16 protein-coding genes are annotated in these 19,226 nt (G+C 55.1%); 6 read left to right on the top strand and 10 right to left on the bottom strand.

Features of this window, described 5'->3' with window-relative positions:
- Positions 1-126: 126 nt before the first annotated feature.
- Together FE788_RS12330 and FE788_RS12325 are read left to right on the top strand one after the other, a co-directional pair.
- A complete protein-coding gene (locus tag FE788_RS12330) occupies positions 127-2,307 on the top strand; it encodes a TonB-dependent receptor (RefSeq protein ID WP_210413970.1) in 2,181 nt (726 codons plus the stop codon).
- A 70-nt stretch (positions 2,308-2,377) separates the two neighbouring features.
- A complete protein-coding gene (locus tag FE788_RS12325; RefSeq protein ID WP_138380924.1) occupies positions 2,378-3,352 on the top strand; it encodes an alpha/beta hydrolase in 975 nt (324 codons plus the stop codon).
- On the opposite strand, the gene FE788_RS12320 is transcribed toward FE788_RS12325, so the two are convergent.
- The 6 genes from FE788_RS12320 to FE788_RS12295 form a co-directional block, all read right to left on the bottom strand.
- Positions 3,289-4,092: a class I SAM-dependent methyltransferase gene (locus FE788_RS12320; RefSeq protein WP_138380923.1), complete on the bottom strand. Its 804-nt coding sequence runs from the start codon at positions 4,090-4,092 to the stop codon at positions 3,289-3,291. The two genes, FE788_RS12325 and FE788_RS12320, sit on opposite strands and share 64 nt — an antisense overlap.
- A gap of 215 nt (positions 4,093-4,307) precedes the next feature.
- Positions 4,308-5,030: an acetoacetyl-CoA reductase gene (gene phbB / locus FE788_RS12315; RefSeq protein ID WP_138380922.1), complete on the bottom strand. Its 723-nt coding sequence runs from the start codon at positions 5,028-5,030 to the stop codon at positions 4,308-4,310.
- 262 nt (positions 5,031-5,292) lie between these two features.
- Positions 5,293-6,468 (bottom strand): acetyl-CoA C-acetyltransferase, encoded by a 1,176-nt coding sequence (locus tag FE788_RS12310; RefSeq protein ID WP_138380921.1) that lies wholly within the window; start codon positions 6,466-6,468, stop codon positions 5,293-5,295.
- A 269-nt stretch (positions 6,469-6,737) separates the two neighbouring features.
- Entirely contained in the window at positions 6,738-8,024 is a 1,287-nt protein-coding gene (locus tag FE788_RS12305) for an alpha/beta fold hydrolase (RefSeq protein ID WP_138380920.1), read from the bottom strand.
- Between the two features lie 168 nt (positions 8,025-8,192).
- Positions 8,193-8,603, bottom strand: a complete 411-nt coding sequence (locus tag FE788_RS12300; protein ID WP_138380919.1) for an ExbD/TolR family protein — start codon at positions 8,601-8,603, stop codon at positions 8,193-8,195.
- A 318-nt stretch (positions 8,604-8,921) separates the two neighbouring features.
- Positions 8,922-9,119, bottom strand: coding sequence for a hypothetical protein (locus tag FE788_RS12295; protein WP_138380918.1), 198 nt, complete (start codon positions 9,117-9,119; stop codon positions 8,922-8,924).
- A 268-nt stretch (positions 9,120-9,387) separates the two neighbouring features.
- Between FE788_RS12295 and phaR the strand changes: the two genes are divergently transcribed.
- Both phaR and FE788_RS12285 read left to right on the top strand, forming a co-directional pair.
- Complete coding sequence (phaR, locus tag FE788_RS12290) at positions 9,388-10,011, top strand: polyhydroxyalkanoate synthesis repressor PhaR (RefSeq protein ID WP_210413968.1); 624 nt, start codon at positions 9,388-9,390, stop codon at positions 10,009-10,011.
- A gap of 55 nt (positions 10,012-10,066) precedes the next feature.
- Positions 10,067-12,127 carry a M13 family metallopeptidase gene (locus FE788_RS12285; RefSeq protein ID WP_138380916.1) on the top strand — a complete coding sequence of 687 codons (2,061 nt, stop codon included), beginning with the start codon at positions 10,067-10,069 and terminating at the stop codon, positions 12,125-12,127.
- Between the two features lie 208 nt (positions 12,128-12,335).
- Here the strand turns inward: FE788_RS12285 and FE788_RS12280 are convergent, their stop codons facing one another.
- Both FE788_RS12280 and FE788_RS12275 read right to left on the bottom strand, forming a co-directional pair.
- Complete coding sequence (locus FE788_RS12280) at positions 12,336-12,842, bottom strand: YHS domain-containing (seleno)protein (RefSeq protein WP_138380915.1); 507 nt, start codon at positions 12,840-12,842, stop codon at positions 12,336-12,338.
- Positions 12,843-12,944: 102 nt separating this feature from the next.
- A complete protein-coding gene (locus FE788_RS12275; RefSeq protein ID WP_138380914.1) occupies positions 12,945-13,538 on the bottom strand; it encodes a DUF924 family protein in 594 nt (197 codons plus the stop codon).
- A 157-nt stretch (positions 13,539-13,695) separates the two neighbouring features.
- On the opposite strand from FE788_RS12275, the gene FE788_RS14155 reads away from it, so the two are divergent.
- Together FE788_RS14155 and FE788_RS14150 are read left to right on the top strand one after the other, a co-directional pair.
- On the top strand, positions 13,696-13,860 hold the full coding sequence (locus tag FE788_RS14155; RefSeq protein ID WP_168190409.1) for a hypothetical protein: 165 nt from the start codon (positions 13,696-13,698) through the stop codon (positions 13,858-13,860).
- 326 nt (positions 13,861-14,186) lie between these two features.
- Positions 14,187-14,339, top strand: a complete 153-nt coding sequence (locus FE788_RS14150) for a hypothetical protein (RefSeq protein ID WP_168190408.1) — start codon at positions 14,187-14,189, stop codon at positions 14,337-14,339.
- A 118-nt stretch (positions 14,340-14,457) separates the two neighbouring features.
- Here FE788_RS14150 and FE788_RS12270 read toward each other — a convergent pair whose 3' ends face one another.
- Entirely contained in the window at positions 14,458-16,863 is a 2,406-nt protein-coding gene (locus tag FE788_RS12270; protein WP_168190407.1) for a TonB-dependent receptor, read from the bottom strand.
- A gap of 497 nt (positions 16,864-17,360) precedes the next feature.
- A complete protein-coding gene (gene lepA, locus FE788_RS12265) occupies positions 17,361-19,166 on the bottom strand; it encodes a translation elongation factor 4 (protein ID WP_138380913.1) in 1,806 nt (601 codons plus the stop codon).
- Positions 19,167-19,226 lie beyond the last annotated feature (60 nt).

The following is a 19,226-nucleotide window of genomic DNA, read 5'->3' as shown; positions in this document are numbered from 1 at the left end:
AAGCCATTAGGGAGAACCGTCAAAATGATCGTAAAACCAAAAACCAAACATTATCGCGGGGGCATCCCGGGTAGAGGTATCGTTCTGGGAATGGGGAGCGTTCTGGCGTTGGGAATGTCTGCGGGAATGTCTGCGGGAATGGCCGCCGAGGCGATGGAGGACAGTGACGCAGTGGTGGCGCTGGATGAAATTATTGTGACGGCCCGTCGCCAGAGCGAAAATCTGCAATCGGTGCCGGTGTCGGTGACGGCATTGAGTGGCGAAACACTGTTTGCGGAACGGATCGACGACTTGGGCGACCTGCAATCCCATGTGCCCAATCTCAGCCTGCATGTGGGGGATGCGGCCAATGCGGTGATTTATATTCGGGGTGTTGGTCAGATCGATTCCATTTCCTTTACCGATCCGGGGGTGGGCGTTTATGTGGATGATGTGTATATGGGGCGAGCGCAGGGGTCGTTTCTGGATGTGGTGGACCCGGAGCGCATCGAGGTGCTGCGCGGGCCGCAGGGCACGCTCTATGGTCGTAACACCATCGGCGGCGCGGTGAAATTTGTGAGTGCGCGTCCGGCTCAGGAGCGGGAAGGATATCTGGAAGCGGGGTATGGGAATTATGACGCGATTCAGGCCAAGGCCATGCTGAGTGGCCCGCTGGTCGAGGACAGGCTGGCGGCGCGGGCCGCCGTGGCCTATTCAGTGCGGGATGGTTATGCCAACAATCTTTTTGACGGTGAAGACGATTATGACAAGGACACCTTCGCCTGGCGGGGCAGTTTGTTGTTTACACCGGATGATAATCTGTCTTTTTACCTGGTGGCGGATGGTTCCCGCAACAGCCCGGATCATTCGCGCACGCCGCACCGGGAAACGCCTATTTTTTCGGTTCCATCGGGCGGGTTTCTGGCCCCGGGAGACGATCCCTTCACCGTCAATGTGAACTTCAACAACCTGGAAGAACTGGAAACCTTCGGGGTGGCCTTGACGGCGGAATATAACTGGGCGGATTTTACCCTGAAATCGATCACCGCCTACCGGGAAATGGATTATCGCACGGAAATTGACCTGGATGGCACTCCGGACAGCTCTTTTGGTATTTATGATTTTGAGGATCAGGACCAGCTCAGCCAGGAAATTCAGTTCATCTATAGCGGCGAGCGGGTCACGCTGGTCTCCGGCCTCTATTATTTCCGCGAAAATGATGCCACCTTTGCCGGGGCGGTGGCGCCGGACTTTTTTGTTTTCCTGCCGGATATCGGGGTGTTTCCGTTCCCGGTGATCAACGCCAGCCTGCGGGATCAGACCAATACCAGCAAGGCGATTTATTCCCAAGTGAAATATGACGTTGCGTCGCGTGTTTCTATCACCCTAGGGGCCCGTTACACCAAGGAGAAAAAGGAAGTTGATACTGCCGGCGAGGAATTTTTCGGCACCGGGATTACCACCCCGCAGGAGATGGAAGAGGCGTTCGGGACCGGGGTCGGCTTCGGGCGGACAGGGTTTGTGGCGGAAGACGAGTGGGACTCCTTTTCGCCCAAGATCGGCCTGGATTACCGGATCACTGAAGAGATCATGATCTATGCCAGCGCCAGTCGCGGGTTTAAAAGCGGGGGCTTTAACGGTCGTCTGACCAACCGGGCGCAGGCGTTTGATCCGGAAACCCTGTGGAGCTATGAGGCCGGGGTCAAATCCACGCTGTTTGACAACCGGGTGCGGCTCAATATGGCCGCCTTCTATAACGATTATGAAAATTTTCAGCTCAGCCGCTTTTCTGCTGATGAACAGGGTAATTTCCTGCCGGTGTTCGACAATGCCGGGCAGGCGACCATTTATGGCGCGGAAATGGAACTGACCGCTCTCATAGCGGAAAATTTTACCGCCGATGTCAATATGGCCTGGCTGGGGGGTGGTTATGACGAATTGCTGGGGGATTTCGACGTGGATGTCAGTGATGACCGCTCGCTGGTCAATGCGCCGGAATTTTCGTTCCGGGCGGGTCTTGCCTATGATATTGACCTGGGCGATAATGGCGGCCGTCTGGCCCTTGCCGGCGCTGTCAGTTACCGCTCGAAAACGTTTCTCACGGTCAGCAGTAGCGAAGTCCTGGCCCAGGATGGCTATGCTCTGCTGGACGCCAGTGTGCGGTATCATTCACCCGACGAAAACTGGACGCTTATCTTGGCGGGACATAATCTGACGGATCAGAGATACCGGGAACACGGTTTTGACCTTAGCGCCTCGCCTGGGGTACAGTTGGGCTATTACGGGGCTCCCCGGACCTACAGCCTGACCCTGAGATACAAATTCTGACGTCGGGATGTCAGCCCCGAACTCATACCGTGCAACCAGACCATATAATTAGTGATCCGAAGGGGGTATCATGACAATTGACCGTCAAACGGCCCGGCTGCTCCAGGAGCTCAACAGCCAGGAAGTGGTGCCTGACTCACCTATCGACATCAGTACCGCCCGCGAAGGGGCCTACGCCCTGTTTACCGGGTTTGCCGGGCCGGATATGCCGGGCTGTGCGACCCGGGATCTGCAAATGGCGGGCCCTGAGGGCAAAATCCCGGTGCGGCTTTATACTCCTCTTGGGGCGGCTGAGGGGGGACGGCCGACAGTTGTGTTTTTTCACGGCGGTGGGTGGTCTCTGGGCAATGTGGCGGCTTATGACGGGCTGGTCCGGGCGCTGTGTTGCCTGAGCGGGGTGAATTTCCTGAGTGTGGACTATCGTTTAGCGCCGGAGCATCCTTATCCCGCCGCATTTGAGGATTGTCTGGCGGTGACCCGCGAAATGCTGGATCATGGGGAAAAGATCGGTTGTGACACCGCGCGGGTGGCGGTGATGGGCGATAGCGCCGGCGGCACGCTGGCGGCAGCGGTAGCAGGGCGAATTCATTCCCGTTCCTCCTTGCGGCTCAAGGCCCAGTTTCTGCTCTATCCGGTACTGGATATTTCCCAGCCCCATGAATATTATGCCTCGCGGATGACCTGGGGCAATGGGGACTATCTGCTTTCGCGTGAGGGGATCGACAGGGCGGCAGACTGGTATGTGCCGGACAGGGCGCTAAGATCCCGGCCGGAGATTTCGCCGTTGCGTCAGGCAAAGCCTGAGATCATGCCGCCCACGGTGTTGGTGGTGGGGGAATATGATCCCCTGCATGATGAAACGATGACCTATGCCCGGAAACTGGTCGCGGCCGGGGTGCCCTGCGAGGTAAAAGTTTTTGAAGGCGCCATCCATGCATTTCTGTCATTTGGCATTCTGGATCAGGCCTGGGCCGGGCGACGTTATCTGGCGGACCGGCTCAGGGCGTTTCTGGATGGTTCTGTTGCATCTGCCCGCCGCATCTGATTGCCGGCGATGACGGGCCGGGTTGCGGCTTTGCGCTGGGCGGCGGGATCATTGGTGGCGTAGATCTGTTTTTCGGCTTCGATGATCAGTACCCCAGAAAAATTTCCCCACCATCTGAGGCCGGTATTTTCCAGACCGGCGGCCAGTGAAATAAAGGTACGTTTCTGGAACGGCGGCAGGCTGAGGGCCGAAGTCCAGCGGGTCGGGGTCAGCATGTTGTCGGCCAGCATCTGACGGATCTGACCAGCGGAATAGGGGGTGCCGAAACCAAAAGGGGTCAGGTCGCTGCGGGCCCAGAAGCCCATGCGGTTGGGAACCACCACAATGAGCCGCCCGCCCGGTGCCAGGGTCCGCCAGATTTCCCGAAGCAGATGACGTTTGTGTTCTGCATGCTCCAGAATATGCACCATCAGAATCCGGTCCATGCTGGCTTCAAGCACGGGCAGATTTTCTTCATGGGCAAGGGCAGCAAGATTGCCCTTGTAGCGGGATGTTCCGGACGGCGTGTTATGGTGGCGAGGCCAGCGCAGCACACCTTGCTGGGCCGGCATAATGGCAATGGTGTGGCGGGCCTCGTCGCGAAAACATTCCAGATAAGGCGGGCTGTAGCCCAGCCCCAGAACTTCCATGCCATGGACACTGGGCCAGAGGCGCCGGATCTGGTTGCGGATCAACCGGGTGGCGACCTTGCCCAGCGGGGATTCATAAAAGGCGCGCAGGGCTACTACATCCTGATACACGTTTTGCGCCTCCCTTTTGTCGTAATGTTCACCCTTTTTTTCTCCGGATCCAACAGAGTGAATTGTGATGAGGCTGACCTAATTCACTCCAAGGCCCAAAATTTCGGACAGCTTTCCGGTTTGCGGCCATCTTAACCGCAAACCGGAAAGCTTTAAAGACGCAAAACCAACGGCCAGCGGCATTTGGCGCTAGTTCTTCAGGCGTTATCCGATCTTCAGGTAATGTATTGCCCGCCATTAATGGTCAGGGTGGATCCGGTGACGAAACCGGCTTCCTCTGCGGCTAGAAAGACCACTGCACGGGCAATTTCTTCCGGCTCGCCCAGCCGTCCAACGGGGATCTGACCGACAATTTTTTCCAGAACCTTTTCTGGTACGGCCCGCACCATATCGGTGCCTACATAACCCGGCGCAATGGCGTTGGCGGTGATGTTATATCGTGCGCCTTCCTGGGCTAGAGCCTTGATGAAACCGATCGCGCCCGCCTTGGCGGCGGAATAATTGGTCTGTCCCACCTGGCCTTTCTGGCCGTTGATGGAACTGATACAGATGACGCGGCCATAACGGCGTTCCTTCATGCCGTCCCAGACCGCCTTGGTCATGTTGAAATTGGAGGTGAGATTTGTTTCAATCACCGCATCCCACATTTCCTTGGTCATTTTGCTGAGTGTGGTGTCCCGGGTGATCCCGGCATTATTGACCAGAATGTCCACCGGCCCAAGATCCGCGGTAATTTTTGCCACGCTGGCCTGGCAGGCGTCATAATCCCCCACATTCCATTTATAGACGGCAATGCCGGTTTCTTCCTTGAAACGGGTGGCGGCTTCGTCATTGCCGGCATAATTGGCGGCAACGGTATATCCCGCTTCTTTTAGGCCAATGGAAATGGCGGCCCCGATTCCCCGGGTGCCTCCTGTAACAATGGCAACTTTAGTCATTTTCTTCTCCTCACCTCAAAGTCTGTTTTTAAAGTTTCAGGGTTGCTGGGTTTATGGGTTTGTTGTTTTATTATTCGAAAAGGGGGATGACATTTTAGGTCTGTTTATGCTGTGCCTGTTACTGTCTGTCCCACCTGGCTTTTTTTTAAGGTGTTCCGGTTACAGCGCCGTGACAATGTGCCCCCGGAGGGACACAGCGGGCTGCGGCGCTTTCTTGCTGGGGGGCTCTCTTCCACACGCGCCCCCAGCGAGGATTAGGCCGTTACGGGCGCTCCACACACAGCGCAACGCCCATGCCGCCGCCAATACACAGGGTGGCCAGGCCCTTTTTCGCCTCACGACGTTTCATTTCATGCAGCAGGGTAGTTAGGATCCGTGCTCCACTGGCCCCGATAGGATGTCCGATGGCGATAGCGCCGCCATTTACATTCACTTTTTCCGGATCCCAGCCCATGTCCCTGTTCACGGCACAGGCCTGCACGGCAAAGGCTTCGTTGGCCTCAATCAGATCCAGGTCATCCACCCCCCAGCCGGCTTTTTCCAGGGCCCGACGGCTGGCCGGAACCGGGCCGATGCCCATGATCTCCGGATCCACCCCGGCCGTGGCCCAGGATTTGATGAGGGCCAACGGTTCAAGGCCGCGTTTTTCGGCCTCTTCCACGCGCATCAGCAACGTGGCGGCGGCGCCGTCATTGATGCCGCTGGCGTTGGCGGCTGTGACGGTGCCATCCTTCTTGAAGGCCGGTCGTACACCGGAAATGCTCTCAAAGGTGACGCCCTTGCGGATATATTCGTCTTCTTCCACCACGGTCTCGCCCTTGCGGGTTTTGATGATGACGGGCGTGATTTCGTCCTTGAAGCGACCGGCGGCCTGGGCGGCTTCCGCCTTGTTCTGGGAGGCGACGGCGAAGGTGTCCTGTTCTTCGCGGGTGATTTGCCAGCGCTCGGCGATGTTTTCGGCTGTAATACCCATATGCATGACTCCGAAGGCATCGGTCAGTCCGTCCTTGATCATGGTGTCTTCAAAGGTGGCCGGGCCCATCTTGACTCCGCCGCGCAACTGTGCCGCATGGGGGGCCTGGCTCATGCTTTCCTGGCCGCCGGCGATCATGATTTCCGCGTCGCCGCATTTAAGGGCCTGATAGGCAAGTGCGACGGCACGCAGTCCTGACCCGCACACCTGATTCATGCCCCAGGCGGTGGTTTCCTTGGGCAGACCGGCATTGATAGCGGCCTGGCGGGCCGGGTTCTGCCCGGCGGCGGCCGTCAGGATCTGTCCCAGAATCACTTCGTCGATGTCACCGGGCGCTACGCCGGTTTCTTCCAGGAGGGCCTGAATGACGGTTGCCCCGAGATAATGGGCCGGTACGCTGCTGAGAGAACCGTTGAAAGATCCGATGGGGGTGCGTTTGGCGGCGACAATGGCTACGTCTGTCATGATATGTTTCCTTGGTTTGTTTCAGTCCTTAAAGGGCCATTTGAAATGGGGCGGCGTTCAGGCCCGGGCCCTTTTCAATGTTGTTATGGCCATTGTTGTTATGGTTCGTTGTTATGATTCATTATTATGGTTATGGCCGTTCCCTCTTTATACTGCAGCGCAGCATGGTTAGGCAATCGCCGTCTGTTAAAATATTTGTGACGTATCTGTCGAAGTATCATTGCGGCCAACTCATATATGATTCTTGCGCAATGTTCAATTATTACTTTCTATAATATTTTTTTGAAATTTTCTTTTATATAATTTGTGATTTTGGGCCATAAAATTGTTTCGGCGCCGGCGCCGGCAATCATATTCACATGTCCGCGGGCGGCCTCTGTATGTTGCACTGCGGGCAAGTCTGCCAGAATGGCTTTGGCGGAAGCAGGAGGAACAATACGGTCCCGTTTCGGGGTGATGACATGGCAGGGCAGTTTAAGGTTCGCCGGCAGAATGGTTTGTCCCGCCACCTGCCATTTGCCCTGGACCGGCAGGTTGTCCCGATACCACTGGATCAGGCAGTCATAGGCCAGATTCAGCGCCAGTGGCGGGCCGTCATTGGCCCAATCTTCAATGGCGACAAAGATTTTCGTTTTGGGGTCTTCGGGGTCCATCTGGGCAAACCGCCGGAACTTGCGGTCCGATAACGTGGGGTCCAGACTGAAAAAAAACAGCTGCATAATGTCCATGGGCACCAGACCAAGTTCGGCAAAAAGCTGCTGGGATTTCTCCATCTGCCCCAGAAAGCTTTTTAACTGTACATTTTTGTCGACATGGAAATCCCAAGGTGTGGCGATTAGGGTCAGGCTTTGCAGCACGCCCTTCTCCTGTATCAGTTGTGCGGCGGCCAGCGCCAGGTTGCCGCCCATACAATACCCCAGAAGATGTACAGGGCGTTGATGCCGCCGGCTGATTTCTTCAATGAAGGGGATAAGGCGCTGGACAATATAGTCGTCCAGGCCGAAATGCTGTTCCAGCGGGCCGGGATGGCTCCAATCCACCAGATACGGGGCAAATCCGTCTGTCGCAAGGTAGCGCATCAGGCTGTGATCTTCCATCAGGTCAAGCACATAAGAGGGGTTGATCAGGGACGGCACGGCGATCATGACCGGCTTGTCGCGATCCGCGACGCCTGAGGCTGTTTCCGGGGCGTAGCCCAATAGTCTGGTGGTACCGCTTTGCAAGGCGGTGGCGGGTGGGGTGACGGTGCGGCGATAGGGATGTTTCTGATACGCCCTGATTCCGGTCATCATGTCCACAAGCCGCTTCTGGGCGCGGACGGCCACGGCCTGTTGCAGGGCCATCATGTTCTGGCGGCCCATTTTGGCGCGCAAGTTGGCCGCAGCAGAGCGTTTGTCCGGGTGGCAGTGCAGGCCATCCATCAGGAACAGCGGCAGCGATGCGGCGGCGCTCATCCAGTGGGAAGTGGCGTTGGCGATATGCAATGGCAGGGGCCGCGGGCCGCAGCGACGCGGGGGGGCGGTTGTTTCAGAAGCAGGGGGAGGCGTCTTGTTCATGCCCGCAGTATAGCGTATCCCCTGAGCTTGCAAAATATAATCAGGGGCAAAATACAGATCAGGACAGGATCAGGACAGACAGTACGATAAAGAAAACCCCCGCCAAGGTATTTGGCGGGGGGCATGATCTCAAAGGAAAGGGGCCGTCAGAGACACCCTTTTAAAGCCCTAATTCTTTTTCGGTGTTGCAACGACATAGTTATAAACACCGGCGGTGCGCACGCCTTCCACCACTTCGATCACTCTGCCGGAAGAGGAATCCCGGTCAGCTTTGATAACCACGGAGGGTTTTTCCATCTTGGCTTTCAGACGTTCCACATTGGCCCGTACGGCGCGCACGTCAACGCGGCGTTTGTTGATCCAGACCTCGTCGCGGGCTGTTACGTCAATAAAGATGCTCTCGGCTTCCTGATTCTCGGATTTCTGGGAGGAATCCGGACGATTGATTTCCACTCCTGATTCTTTCAGGAAGGAGGCGGTCACGATGAAGAAGATCAACATGATAAACACGATGTCAAGCATCGGAGTCATGTCGATTTCGGCTTCATCCCCTTCAGTTGATCTATGTTTATGGCGCATGTATTACTCCCTTTCTGCTGGGAAGTATGTATATTGGATTAAGTTGCGTTTTCCAACTCAAAACTGAATTTATCTGTCAGATTCTTTACAAAAACGGTATTTTCGTGGCGGATCAGGACAGGGCGTCCACAGGGCTGCGCTTTTCTGAGATCGTCTTGTCCCGAATGTTGCCCAAAACTTTTTATGAAGATTCAAATACATACATCTTTTTTTGTCCAGGGTATGGCCAGACCTGACCGGCAGAATGGGGCAACCTATGCACAATTCACTCTAAGTCAATTTCATCACAGGGCACTTTAACGGGATTGACGTGGCGGGTTATGTCTTATCCGGTGATTCCTGGGAAGGTTTCCGGGAAGACGAGGGGGATAGGGACGACAACGCCTCCACCCATTTTTCCAGGGCTTGGGGATCTGTGGCCCAGTTGGCCAGGTTTTCCTGCCAGAAGTCGAGATATTGTTCGGCCAGTTGGTCGAGCTCTTCTGAAGAGGAGGGGGATGTCTTGTCACGCACCATCACGCACCATATAGCCGTTGGTCCTATAAATTGTGGTCTCAATGATCGCCCGAAGATTACCCAAAGCGAGTTAGACGAAATCTTATCATGCGACATAGAATACCGGGAAGCTTTTTTGGACTCGTGGATATAAAATGGTATATTTTGTTGCGCAGCATTTTTCTTGCGCTTTGCAGCATTTATGCCGCATGATACGCTGCCGGGCAGTCAGCGATTTTCGGGGCAGGTGAAACATAACACTCATCAACAGCTTTTAAGGTTTTGGGACGTGGCAAAAAAAAACACAGCAGACAACGACCAGATTGTCATCAAAAAATACGCCAACCGGCGTTTGTATAACACAGACAGCAGCAGTTACGTCACCCTCGACGATCTTGCGAAGATGGTTCGGGAGGGCAAGAATTTTGTTGTCCGGGATGCCAAAAGCGGGGAAGACATTACCCGGTCTGTGCTCACACAGATCATTTTTGAAGAAGAAAGCAAAGGGGAAACCCTGTTGCCAATCAATTTCCTGCGGCAGCTGATCAGCTTTTACGGCGGCGGATTGCAGCAGATCGTGCCGGATTACCTGGAAGCCAGCATGAGCTTGTTTGCGGAAAATCAGGAAAGGTTTCGCCATTTTGTGGAAGAAAACTTTGCTTCAGGCACGCCGTTTTCCTTCAAATCTCTGAAACCTTTCGAGGATATGGCCCGACAGAATATGGCGGCATTTGAAAACGCCATGCAGATGTTCTCGCCATTTCACGGCATGCCGCCCCAGAATACAGGTCAGAATAAAGGGGCGGGCAGCAAACGCCCTAAGGCGAAAGAAGAGGAGGAAGACAGACTTGCCAAACTGCAGGAACAACTGGCCGCCATGCAGGAACAACTGAAGGAACTGCAGAAAAAATAACCCCCCTTCACCACAATTATGATTAATGGCAAAATATCAAAGGGAAAATAAAATAATGAAAAAGTATCTGAAACAGACGGGATATGCCGCGCTCATGGCGGCGACAACGTTTCTGGCGGGTTGTGGGCCGGCCGATGAAGAAGATAAAACCGGTGCTGGGGCGATGCTCGCCTCGGGGGTATATCTGGAACATATGAACCAGGAAATCGACCCTGGTGATGACTTTTTTGAATATGTGAATGGCACTTGGTTGGAGAATACGGAAATTCCGGCGGACCGGGCCAGCATCGGCACCTTCTATTATCTGCGCGACAAGGCCGAAGAGGATGTCAAAGCCATTATTGACGAGGCGGCCAGCGGCCATCACGAGCCGGGCAGTAACGAACAGAAGGTCGGTGACTTTTTTAACAGTTATATGGATCTGGAAACCCGCAATGCGCGCGGGATCGAGCCGCTCATACCGGAGTTTGAGACCATTGACGCGATCAACAGCAAGGCTGATCTGCTGGAATATTTTGCCTATGCGGGCAAAGTGGGATTTGAGGCGCCGTTCGCGCTCTATATTGATGTGGATGCCAAACAGCCGGATCGTTATGCGGTTTATAGCTGGCAGACCGGCCTGGGGCTGCCGGATCGGGAATATTATTTCAAGACAGATGAAAAGTCCGTCATGATCCGGGAAAAATATGTGGCGCATATTGAACGGATGCTGACCCTTGCCGGCATTGACGGGGCGGCGGATAAAGCCAGAACCATCATGGATCTGGAAACCCGCCTGGCGGAAAAGCACTGGCTCAAGGAAGACAACCGGGACTCTGTCAAGCGCTACAATAAGTTTACGATGGAAGAACTTGCGGATTTGACCCCCGGTTTTGACTGGAGGCGATATCTGGCGGCCAGCGGCCTGGAAGGGTTGGACGAGATTGTGATCAGCCAGCCCAGCTATCTGGAAGGTTTTGATGCCATTCTGGCGGAAACCGATCTTGAGACCTGGAAAACCTATCTCAAATGGGGGGTGGTCAATGCCACGGCCAGCCGACTGACCGAAGAATTCGACCAGGCGAATTTCGATTTCTACAGCAAGGTGTTGTACGGTGTCGAGGAGCAGCGTCCGTTGTGGCGTCGTGCGGTTCAGGCGGTCAACAGCACCTTGGGTGAAGTGGTCGGCCAGGTTTATGTGGCCAAGCATTTCAAACCCGAAGCTAAGGCGCGTATGGAGGAACTGGTGCAGAACCTGATTCGGGCCTATGAGGTGAGCATCAAGGAACTGGACTGGATGGGGGAAGAAACCAAACAGAAAGCCCTGGAAAAACTGCACGCCTTTACCCCGAAAATCGGTTATCCCGACAAATGGAAAGATTATTCCAAGCTGGACATCCGCGCCGATGATTATTTCGGCAACATGAAACGGGCGGCTCTGGTCGAGCATGAGCGGGAACTGGCTAAACTGGGCGGGCCGATCCAGCGGCATGAGTGGTTCATGACTCCGCAGACGGTCAATGCCTATTACAATCCGACCATGAACGAGATTGTGTTCCCAGCGGCCATTTTGCAACCGCCCTTCTTCGACATGAATGCCGACGATGCGGTCAATTACGGGGCCATTGGCGGGGTGATCGGCCATGAAATCGGGCATGGCTTTGACGACAAGGGCAGCACCTTTGACGGGACCGGGGCGTTGGTCAACTGGTGGACAGATCAGGACCGGGCGGAATTTGAAAAACGCACCAAGGCCCTGGTGGCGCAGTATGACGGCTATTATGTGTTTGACGACCTGCATGTGAACGGCACCTTTACCCTCGGGGAAAATATCGGGGATCTGGGGGGGCTAAGCATTGCTTACAAAGCCTATCAGATGTCGCTTGGGGGCAAGGAAGCCCCGGTGATTGATGGCTTTACCGGGGAACAGCGTTTCTTTATCGGCTGGGCCCAGGCGTTTCAGGGCAAATACCGTGACGAGGCGCTGCGCCAGCGTATCAATACGGACCCGCATTCACCGGCGCGTTTCCGGGTGAACGGGGTGGTGCGTAATGTGCCGGCTTTTTATGACGCCTTTAACGTGACCGAAGAAGACGACCTTTACCTGCCTCCGGAAAAACGGGTAAAAATCTGGTAAGGTTTCCATACATAACAATAAGGAACGGCCCCGACCTCATCCGGCGGGGCCGTTTTTGATGTCCGGGACAGGTTCTGAGAGAGCTGTTATGAACGGGGCTTGTCATGGCAAGGCGTGACAGCGACGAAACAATCCACGGGCCTGCGTTAGAATGATGCGTTAGAATGATGTGTTAGAATGAATTGTGAATAAGTCGGCTCAATTCACTCTAGTCTTTCTGGGACTGGCGGTACTGGAGTTGGCTTCTTAAACGTTCCCAGTTGGCGTTGGCCTGCAACAGCGTATTATGCCGGTTTTCCTGCCAGTATTTTTTGCGTTCCTCGGAATAAAACAGATACAGCTTGCCGGCCTCCACCAGCCAGACTTCCGGATCGGTAGGCGTGGTATAGCCCTTGGCCACCGATAGCGGGTCATATCCACCATATTGAGGGGCATAATTATTGGGGGCGGCGGCAAAGGCGTCCCGGTGGGACGGTGTATAGAAACGCCAGGTCGATCCCGCCCACTGAACCTCATAATCCGCCTTGCCGCGGATGGGATATTTTTCGGTGAAATAGGCCACCGGGTCGTAACCGTTCAGGGCAATCCCCTGATCATTGCCATAAACCAGGCTCTCTGCATAATAACTCTGGCTGGCATAATAGAATGACAACCCTCCGCCAATGGCGACAACAAGGGCGGATATGATCAGCAGATATTTGGTAATATTGGTCATTGGATCCTCTTCAGGGCAATAAAGCCGGGCTCAAAGGCATTTTCTTTTTGATCTTCTTTGTTATCTTATCGTATCGCAAAAGACGCCGGTGGCGGCAAGAGATTATTTGCGGGTGCCGAAGGCCGGCCCTCCTTTTTGGAGATAGTCCTGTTCCTTGGCCGTGGACGGCCGTCCCAGCAAGGCGTTGCGGTGGGGGAATCTGCCGAACTGCCGGATGATGTCCCGGTGCCAGACTGCATAGCGCTGTTGTTCCTCAAGCCGGGTCTTTTCCTCAAAAAGACGGACACAAAGTTCCTGATCGTCAAGATTTTCACTGTGTTCCAAAGGCATATAGATAAAGGCGCGTTCATTTTCGCTGAGCTCCTCGTCCAGCTTCCTTTCCAAGGCTTTGCGGGTCAGCCGCCGGGCCAGAGGGTCGCTTTCAAAGGCGCGGGCCGATCCGCGAAACATGTTGCGGGGAAACTGGTCAAACAGCAGGATCAGCGCCAGCATCTCTCGCGCGGACAGACTCTCTGTGGCCGGCGGGCTCTGGCGCAGTTGCTCATAAAATGCGGAAAAATTCTGACGAATGGTTTGGTCCAGGCGTTCATCGACGCTAAACCAGTCGTCCGGCGTCAGTTGATGAAACCAGAAGTCGTGCACTTCAGCAAGCCGAGTGCGAAGAAAAGGGGAAGAGGGCTGTAATGTTTTGGCCATATTTTATCTTTCGGTTAAGGCTTCTCTTACTTTTATACCGCATTCTTGACATATTCCGGTCCGAAATCCGCCATTTCTATATGGCATGATTTATGCTTGAGATGAAGGAGTGACGGGCTTTGGCCTGTGCCCTTTCAGGGTAGATGGAGTAAAAAGGATGAGAAACGAACAGACCGCTAAACTGTCTCATACCCGGGAAACCGCGATCCGTCTGATCAAATGTATGGGCATGACTGCTGCGCTAGCCTACTGCAAGGACAGCCAGTGGATGGGAATTGCCAATGAAATCAGAAAGATAAGAAAAGAACGGACGATGCAGTAACCCTGTTAATCCTGTTTTTTTGGTGGCTGTCGCATCCTGCGGCAAACTGGCGTATGGCCAGCTATTTCCCAAATTTTCCTGTATTGCAAGATTATGCCCGGCATTTCCGGTCTGGCTGTTTTTTGGCCCCTGATAAAAATTTCACTTTGAGAACTGTTTTAAAATAGGACAGTTGGTGATCTTTCTGTAAAAAAATATGACAGTTTTGCCCGAAAAGTCGCTTGCCAAAAAAGTCGCCTGCCAAAAGTCGAGAGAACACGGCCCAGAGTGAATTGTGCATAGGTTGACCCATTCTGCCGGTCAGGTCTGGTTCAGGAGCCAGGGGTTTGGCGCAGGCCATACTGGCGGTACGGCCAAGCCAAACCCCGCCGGAACTGGACCAGATCGGCCCGGCCCTTCGGGTTGGCGGCTTGGGGCCGCTCACGTTGTCAGACGCCTGGCCCGATGTCCCGCATCGCCCGGCGCCGTCTTCTGCGTGAGGCGGGCCGCAATCCGTCAACAGAATTGAGCCAACCTATTCACAATTCACTCTAGAGTGAATTGTGCATAGGGGCGGTAAGGAGAAGGGACCGCAAGGCCCCTTCCCGTGATACGGATTTAGAAGGTTGTCCGCGCCATCAGGCCAAAGGTCCGCGGCTGGTTGGTCCGGAAGCCGAGGCGGGCCCGGCCGCCGCGTTCACGGTCGAAGGACAGGTTGGCGTTTTCATCCGTGACATTGTTGACATAGATGGTCACTTCCCAGTTGTCCTTCAGAATGCCGGCGCTGAGATTGAGGGTCTCATAGCCGTCAAGCTCCAGATCAAGCGAGGTGACGTCGTTCCCGCTGGCCCCGCCAAAAGGCAGGCCGGAGACAAAATCCCCCGCGCCCGGTTCCTGGTCGGACGGCTGGGTAAAGACGCTGCCCCGGTGCTGGAACGTGGCGGACACGTACCCTTCGACGCCGTTGCCGACTATTTCAAGCGGGAAGGTATAGGTGGCCGTGGCCCCCATGCTGAATTCGGGCACGGAGGGCAGGCGGTTGCCCTTGCGCACCCCACCGAGCACGGCGCCAGTACTGTCGATAACCGTGGAATCAAACTCGGCTTCCACATAGCTCATGGCGAGTGACAGATCGAGTCCTTCTGCCGGCTGGGCCTTTACTTCAAATTCCACGCCCTGGGTATGGGCTTCGGGCACGTTAAATGAAATCCGCGAAGAACAGGACCCGGCGTCCAGTGTGACCTGGAGGTTGGAAATATCCGTATAGAAGACGGCGGCATTGACGGAGACATTGTTGGTGTTCACCTTGACCCCGGCTTCATAGTTCCACAATGTTTCATCATCGTAGCTCTGGAAGCCGCCGAAAATTTCCAGATCGATCGGGTTACACAACGCGGTGTTCAGCGGGTCGTTCACCCCGCCCAGGCGGAATCCCTTGGAAACTTGGGCATTCACCGTTACCGTATCATTGACATCATAGCTGGCAAGGAAACGCGGCGTGAACCCGTTTGAGGAGGTTTCATCCATCTGGTCCACGACACCATTTCCAAACAGCCCGACCTGGGTCACGGTCCGGGTTTCGTTGTAATCATAATAACGTCCCCCGACGGTCAGATGCAGTCGTTCAGTCACGTCATAGGTTGCTTCCCCGAAGATCGCCACCTGCTCCAGGCTGTAGGGCAGCAGGGAGAAGAAAGGTGAATCTGGCGGGGCCACGCCCATGCCGGCGGCTTCGGCTGTACCCGGGCCGAATGTTGCGTCGATAAAGGCGTCATAGCCCGGTGTGGGCAAGAACTGGTTATAGAAACGGTCGGTGTCGGAATAAAATCCGCCGACGATCCACTGGAATGGGCCGTCACCGCTTGAGCTCAGGCGAAGTTCCTGGGTAAATTGTTCAACCTGCGTGGTATCCAGCAGGTTGGACGGCAGCAGCACGGCTTCGTCCGGGAATCCGAGGTCAACAGAAACACTGCCGGTGAGCGCGCTAGCGTCGCGGCTGACCAGAATATCGCGGTCTGTGTAACTGGTGACAGACGTCAGGTCGACCCCTTCGAAATTGACTTCAATGACCGCGTCCGCAATCAGGGTTTCGTCTTCAAACCCTTCATCCAGCAGCAGGAACTGCTGACGCTCCTCAAAAGTCACAGGCGGGCGCGTGGTGGTGAAGGGGTTGGCAAACAGGTTGAAAACTTCCTGACGGTTAAAGCCATCGGTGTCCACTTTCTGATAAATCAGACGCGGGGTGATGGAAACCGTTTCGGACGGCTGGAATTTAATGGCGATCCGTCCCCCGGCGCGATAGCCGCTGTTGACGTCTTCATCAATGCTGCCGCCTTCACGCAAAGCGTCAATGAAACCGCCATATTCCGTATAATATCCCACGGCACGGATGGCGGCTTTTTCTTCTACGACCGGGATATTCAGCATGCCCTTGAGATGGCCGCCCGTGCCACCCCCATCAATGGTATTGATCTCGCCTTCCACGGCGCCCTCAAACTGATCCAGCGCCGGCTGGTTGGTAATATAACGGATCGTTCCGCCAATGGACCCGGAGCCGAACAGGGTCCCTTGGGGGCCGCGCAGGGTTTCCACGCGGTTCAGGTCAAACAGGTCCAGATCCGGCGTGAACAGGGACAGGGAAATAACGGATTCATCCAGATAGACCCCGACCTGCTCCTTAACCCCGGGCTGGTCGCGCACGATCTGACCCGCGGAGACGCCGCGGATGGCAACCTGACTTTGCCCCGGGCCAAGGTTCTGGATCATCAGGCCGGCCACATTCCGGGACAGATCTTCAAGGGTTTTCGCCCCGGAACGACGAATGTCCTGTTGGGTCTGGGCGTTAATGGAAAACGGCACGTCTTTGATCAGGGCGGCGCGTTTTGTCGCGGTGACCACAATTTCTTCAAGAAGCAGCTCTTCTTCCTCCTCTTCGGCGGCAAATGTGGTCTGCGCCATGCTAAACCCCGCCGCGCTCATCAGCGCCACCATGGAGACATGACGTAACAGATTTTTATGTTTCATTGTGATTTCACTCCCAGTTTGTCAAAATTGATGCCCAATCATCAAATTGACAGATTGCTATAGATAGTTATGCGGCATGATTATTCCGCTTATTGACAAGGCACGAAAACAGGATTGTCCTATTTCGGGCCTACTCCCCAAGACAAATGACGCGGGACTTTTGGGAATGTTTCGCCGGATTTTTTTTATAAAGGGGCAGGGTGTGGCATTTTTGCAACCCCGGGGCGGGGGGAGTGATGAGAAGATGGACGCATCATAGCCCTCCTCCTTGCCGCTTCTTCTGCGTCATTGCCGCGAAGGTGGTAATCCAGCCCATAAAATAAACGGATCCCGTCCGGCCGTCCGGAAAGGACTTTTTTGAAAGGAAAGGGATGAAAGGCCTCTGGGCTCCGGCCTGCGCCAAACCCCCTGGCTCCTGAATCAGACCTGACCGGCAGAATGGGTCAACCTATTCACAATTTACTCTAAAACTTTTCCGGGTCCATGAGGGAAAAATGTTATTTGTCGTCGCCCATCTTGAGGGCGGCGATGAAGGCTTCGTGGGGAATTTCCACCTTGCCGTACATACGCATTTTCTTTTTGCCCTTTTTCTGTTTTTCCAGCAGCTTGCGTTTGCGGGTGATGTCGCCGCCGTAACATTTGGCGGTCACATCCTTGCGCATGGCGGAAATGGTTTCGCGGGCGATGATCTTGCCGCCAATGGCCGCTTGGATCGGGATCTTGAACAACTGGCGCGGAATGAGATCCTTGAGCCGCTCGCACAGCGCCCGGCCGCGATATTCCGCCTGGCTGCGGTGCACCATGGTGCTGAGGGCATCAACGGGTTCCCCATTCACCAATATGGTCATTTTGACAAGATCCCCGACGCGGTAGTCATCCATCTGGTAATCAAAGCTGGCATAGCCGCGGGAAATGGATTTCAGGCGGTCATAAAAATCATACACCACTTCGTTGAGCGGCAGCCGGTACACCAGCATGGCGCGGTTGCCGGCATAAGTCAGATCCAGCTGCTCGCCGCGTTTTTCCTGACACAGGGTCAGCACCGGGCCCAGATAATCGTCCGGCACCAGAATGGTCGCCTTGATCCAGGGTTCTTCGATTTCCTTGATTTTTACCGGGTCAGGCATGTCGGCCGGATTGTGCAGCTCAATCATGCTACCATCGGTCAAATGAACCTTGTAGACCACGCTGGGCGAGGTGGTGATGATATCCAGGTCGAATTCACGCATCAGGCGTTCCTGGATGATCTCCAGATGCAACATGCCCAGAAAACCGCAGCGGAAGCCGTATCCCAGGGCCGCGGAGGTTTCGGTTTCAAACTCGAAACTGGCGTCATTGAGCCGCAGCTTGTGCATGCTTTCGCGCAAGGTTTCAAAATCGGCGGCATCTGCCGGAAACAGACCGCAGAATACCACACTCTGCACCGGTTTGAAGCCAGGCAGTGGCGTTTCACACGGGGTTTTGGCATCGGTGATGGTATCCCCCACATGGGTATGGGCCACTTCCTTAATGGAGGCGGTGAAAAAGCCTACTTCGCCCGGACCCAATTCATCAACACTCACCTGCTTGGGGGTGAAGATGCCCACCCGGTCCACCTGGTGTTCCGTGCCGGCGTTCATCATTTTGATGCGCTGGCCTTTTTTCAGTTTGCCGTCGATAATGCGGACCAGCACCATGACGCCAAGATAGGTGTCATACCAGCTGTCCACCAACAGCGCCTTAAGCGGCTTGTCCGCCTCGCCCTTTGGCGGAGGCAGGGTTTTGATCAGGGTTTCCAGAACCTCTTCAATGCCCTGGCCGGTCTTGGCAGAGGCTTCAATAGCTTCCGAAGCATCAATGCCGATCACGTCTTCAATCTGTTCGCGTACCCGGTCGGGTTCTGCCGCCGGCAGGTCGATCTTGTTCAGTACGGGGACAATTTCATGGTCATTGTCGATGGCCTGATAAACATTGGCGAGAGTCTGAGCCTCGACGCCCTGGCTGGCGTCCACCACCAGAAGCGATCCTTCGCAGGCATATAGGCATCGGCTTACCTCATAGGCAAAGTCCACATGGCCGGGCGTGTCCATCAGGTTGAGGAGATAGGTTTCGCCGTCCCGGGCCTTGTATTCCAGACGCACGGTCTGGGCCTTGATGGTGATGCCGCGTTCGCGCTCGATCTCCATATTATCGAGCACCTGTTCCTTCATTTCGCGGTCGCTCAATCCGCCGCAATGCTGAATCAGCCGGTCGGCAAGCGTGGACTTGCCGTGGTCAATATGGGCGATAATCGCAAAGTTTCTGATATTACTGATATCGGTCATGACGGCGCTTTTATCACTCCTTATGCCCCGGGGGCAAGCACGATGTGAGGCCAAAAGATG

Source organism: Luteithermobacter gelatinilyticus (assembly GCF_005849285.1).
In the GTDB taxonomy this organism is placed as follows: domain Bacteria; phylum Pseudomonadota; class Alphaproteobacteria; order Sphingomonadales; family Emcibacteraceae; genus Luteithermobacter; species Luteithermobacter gelatinilyticus.
Note: the sequence above shows the minus strand (reverse complement) of the source record. Positions and strands in the feature narration are given on the sequence as shown.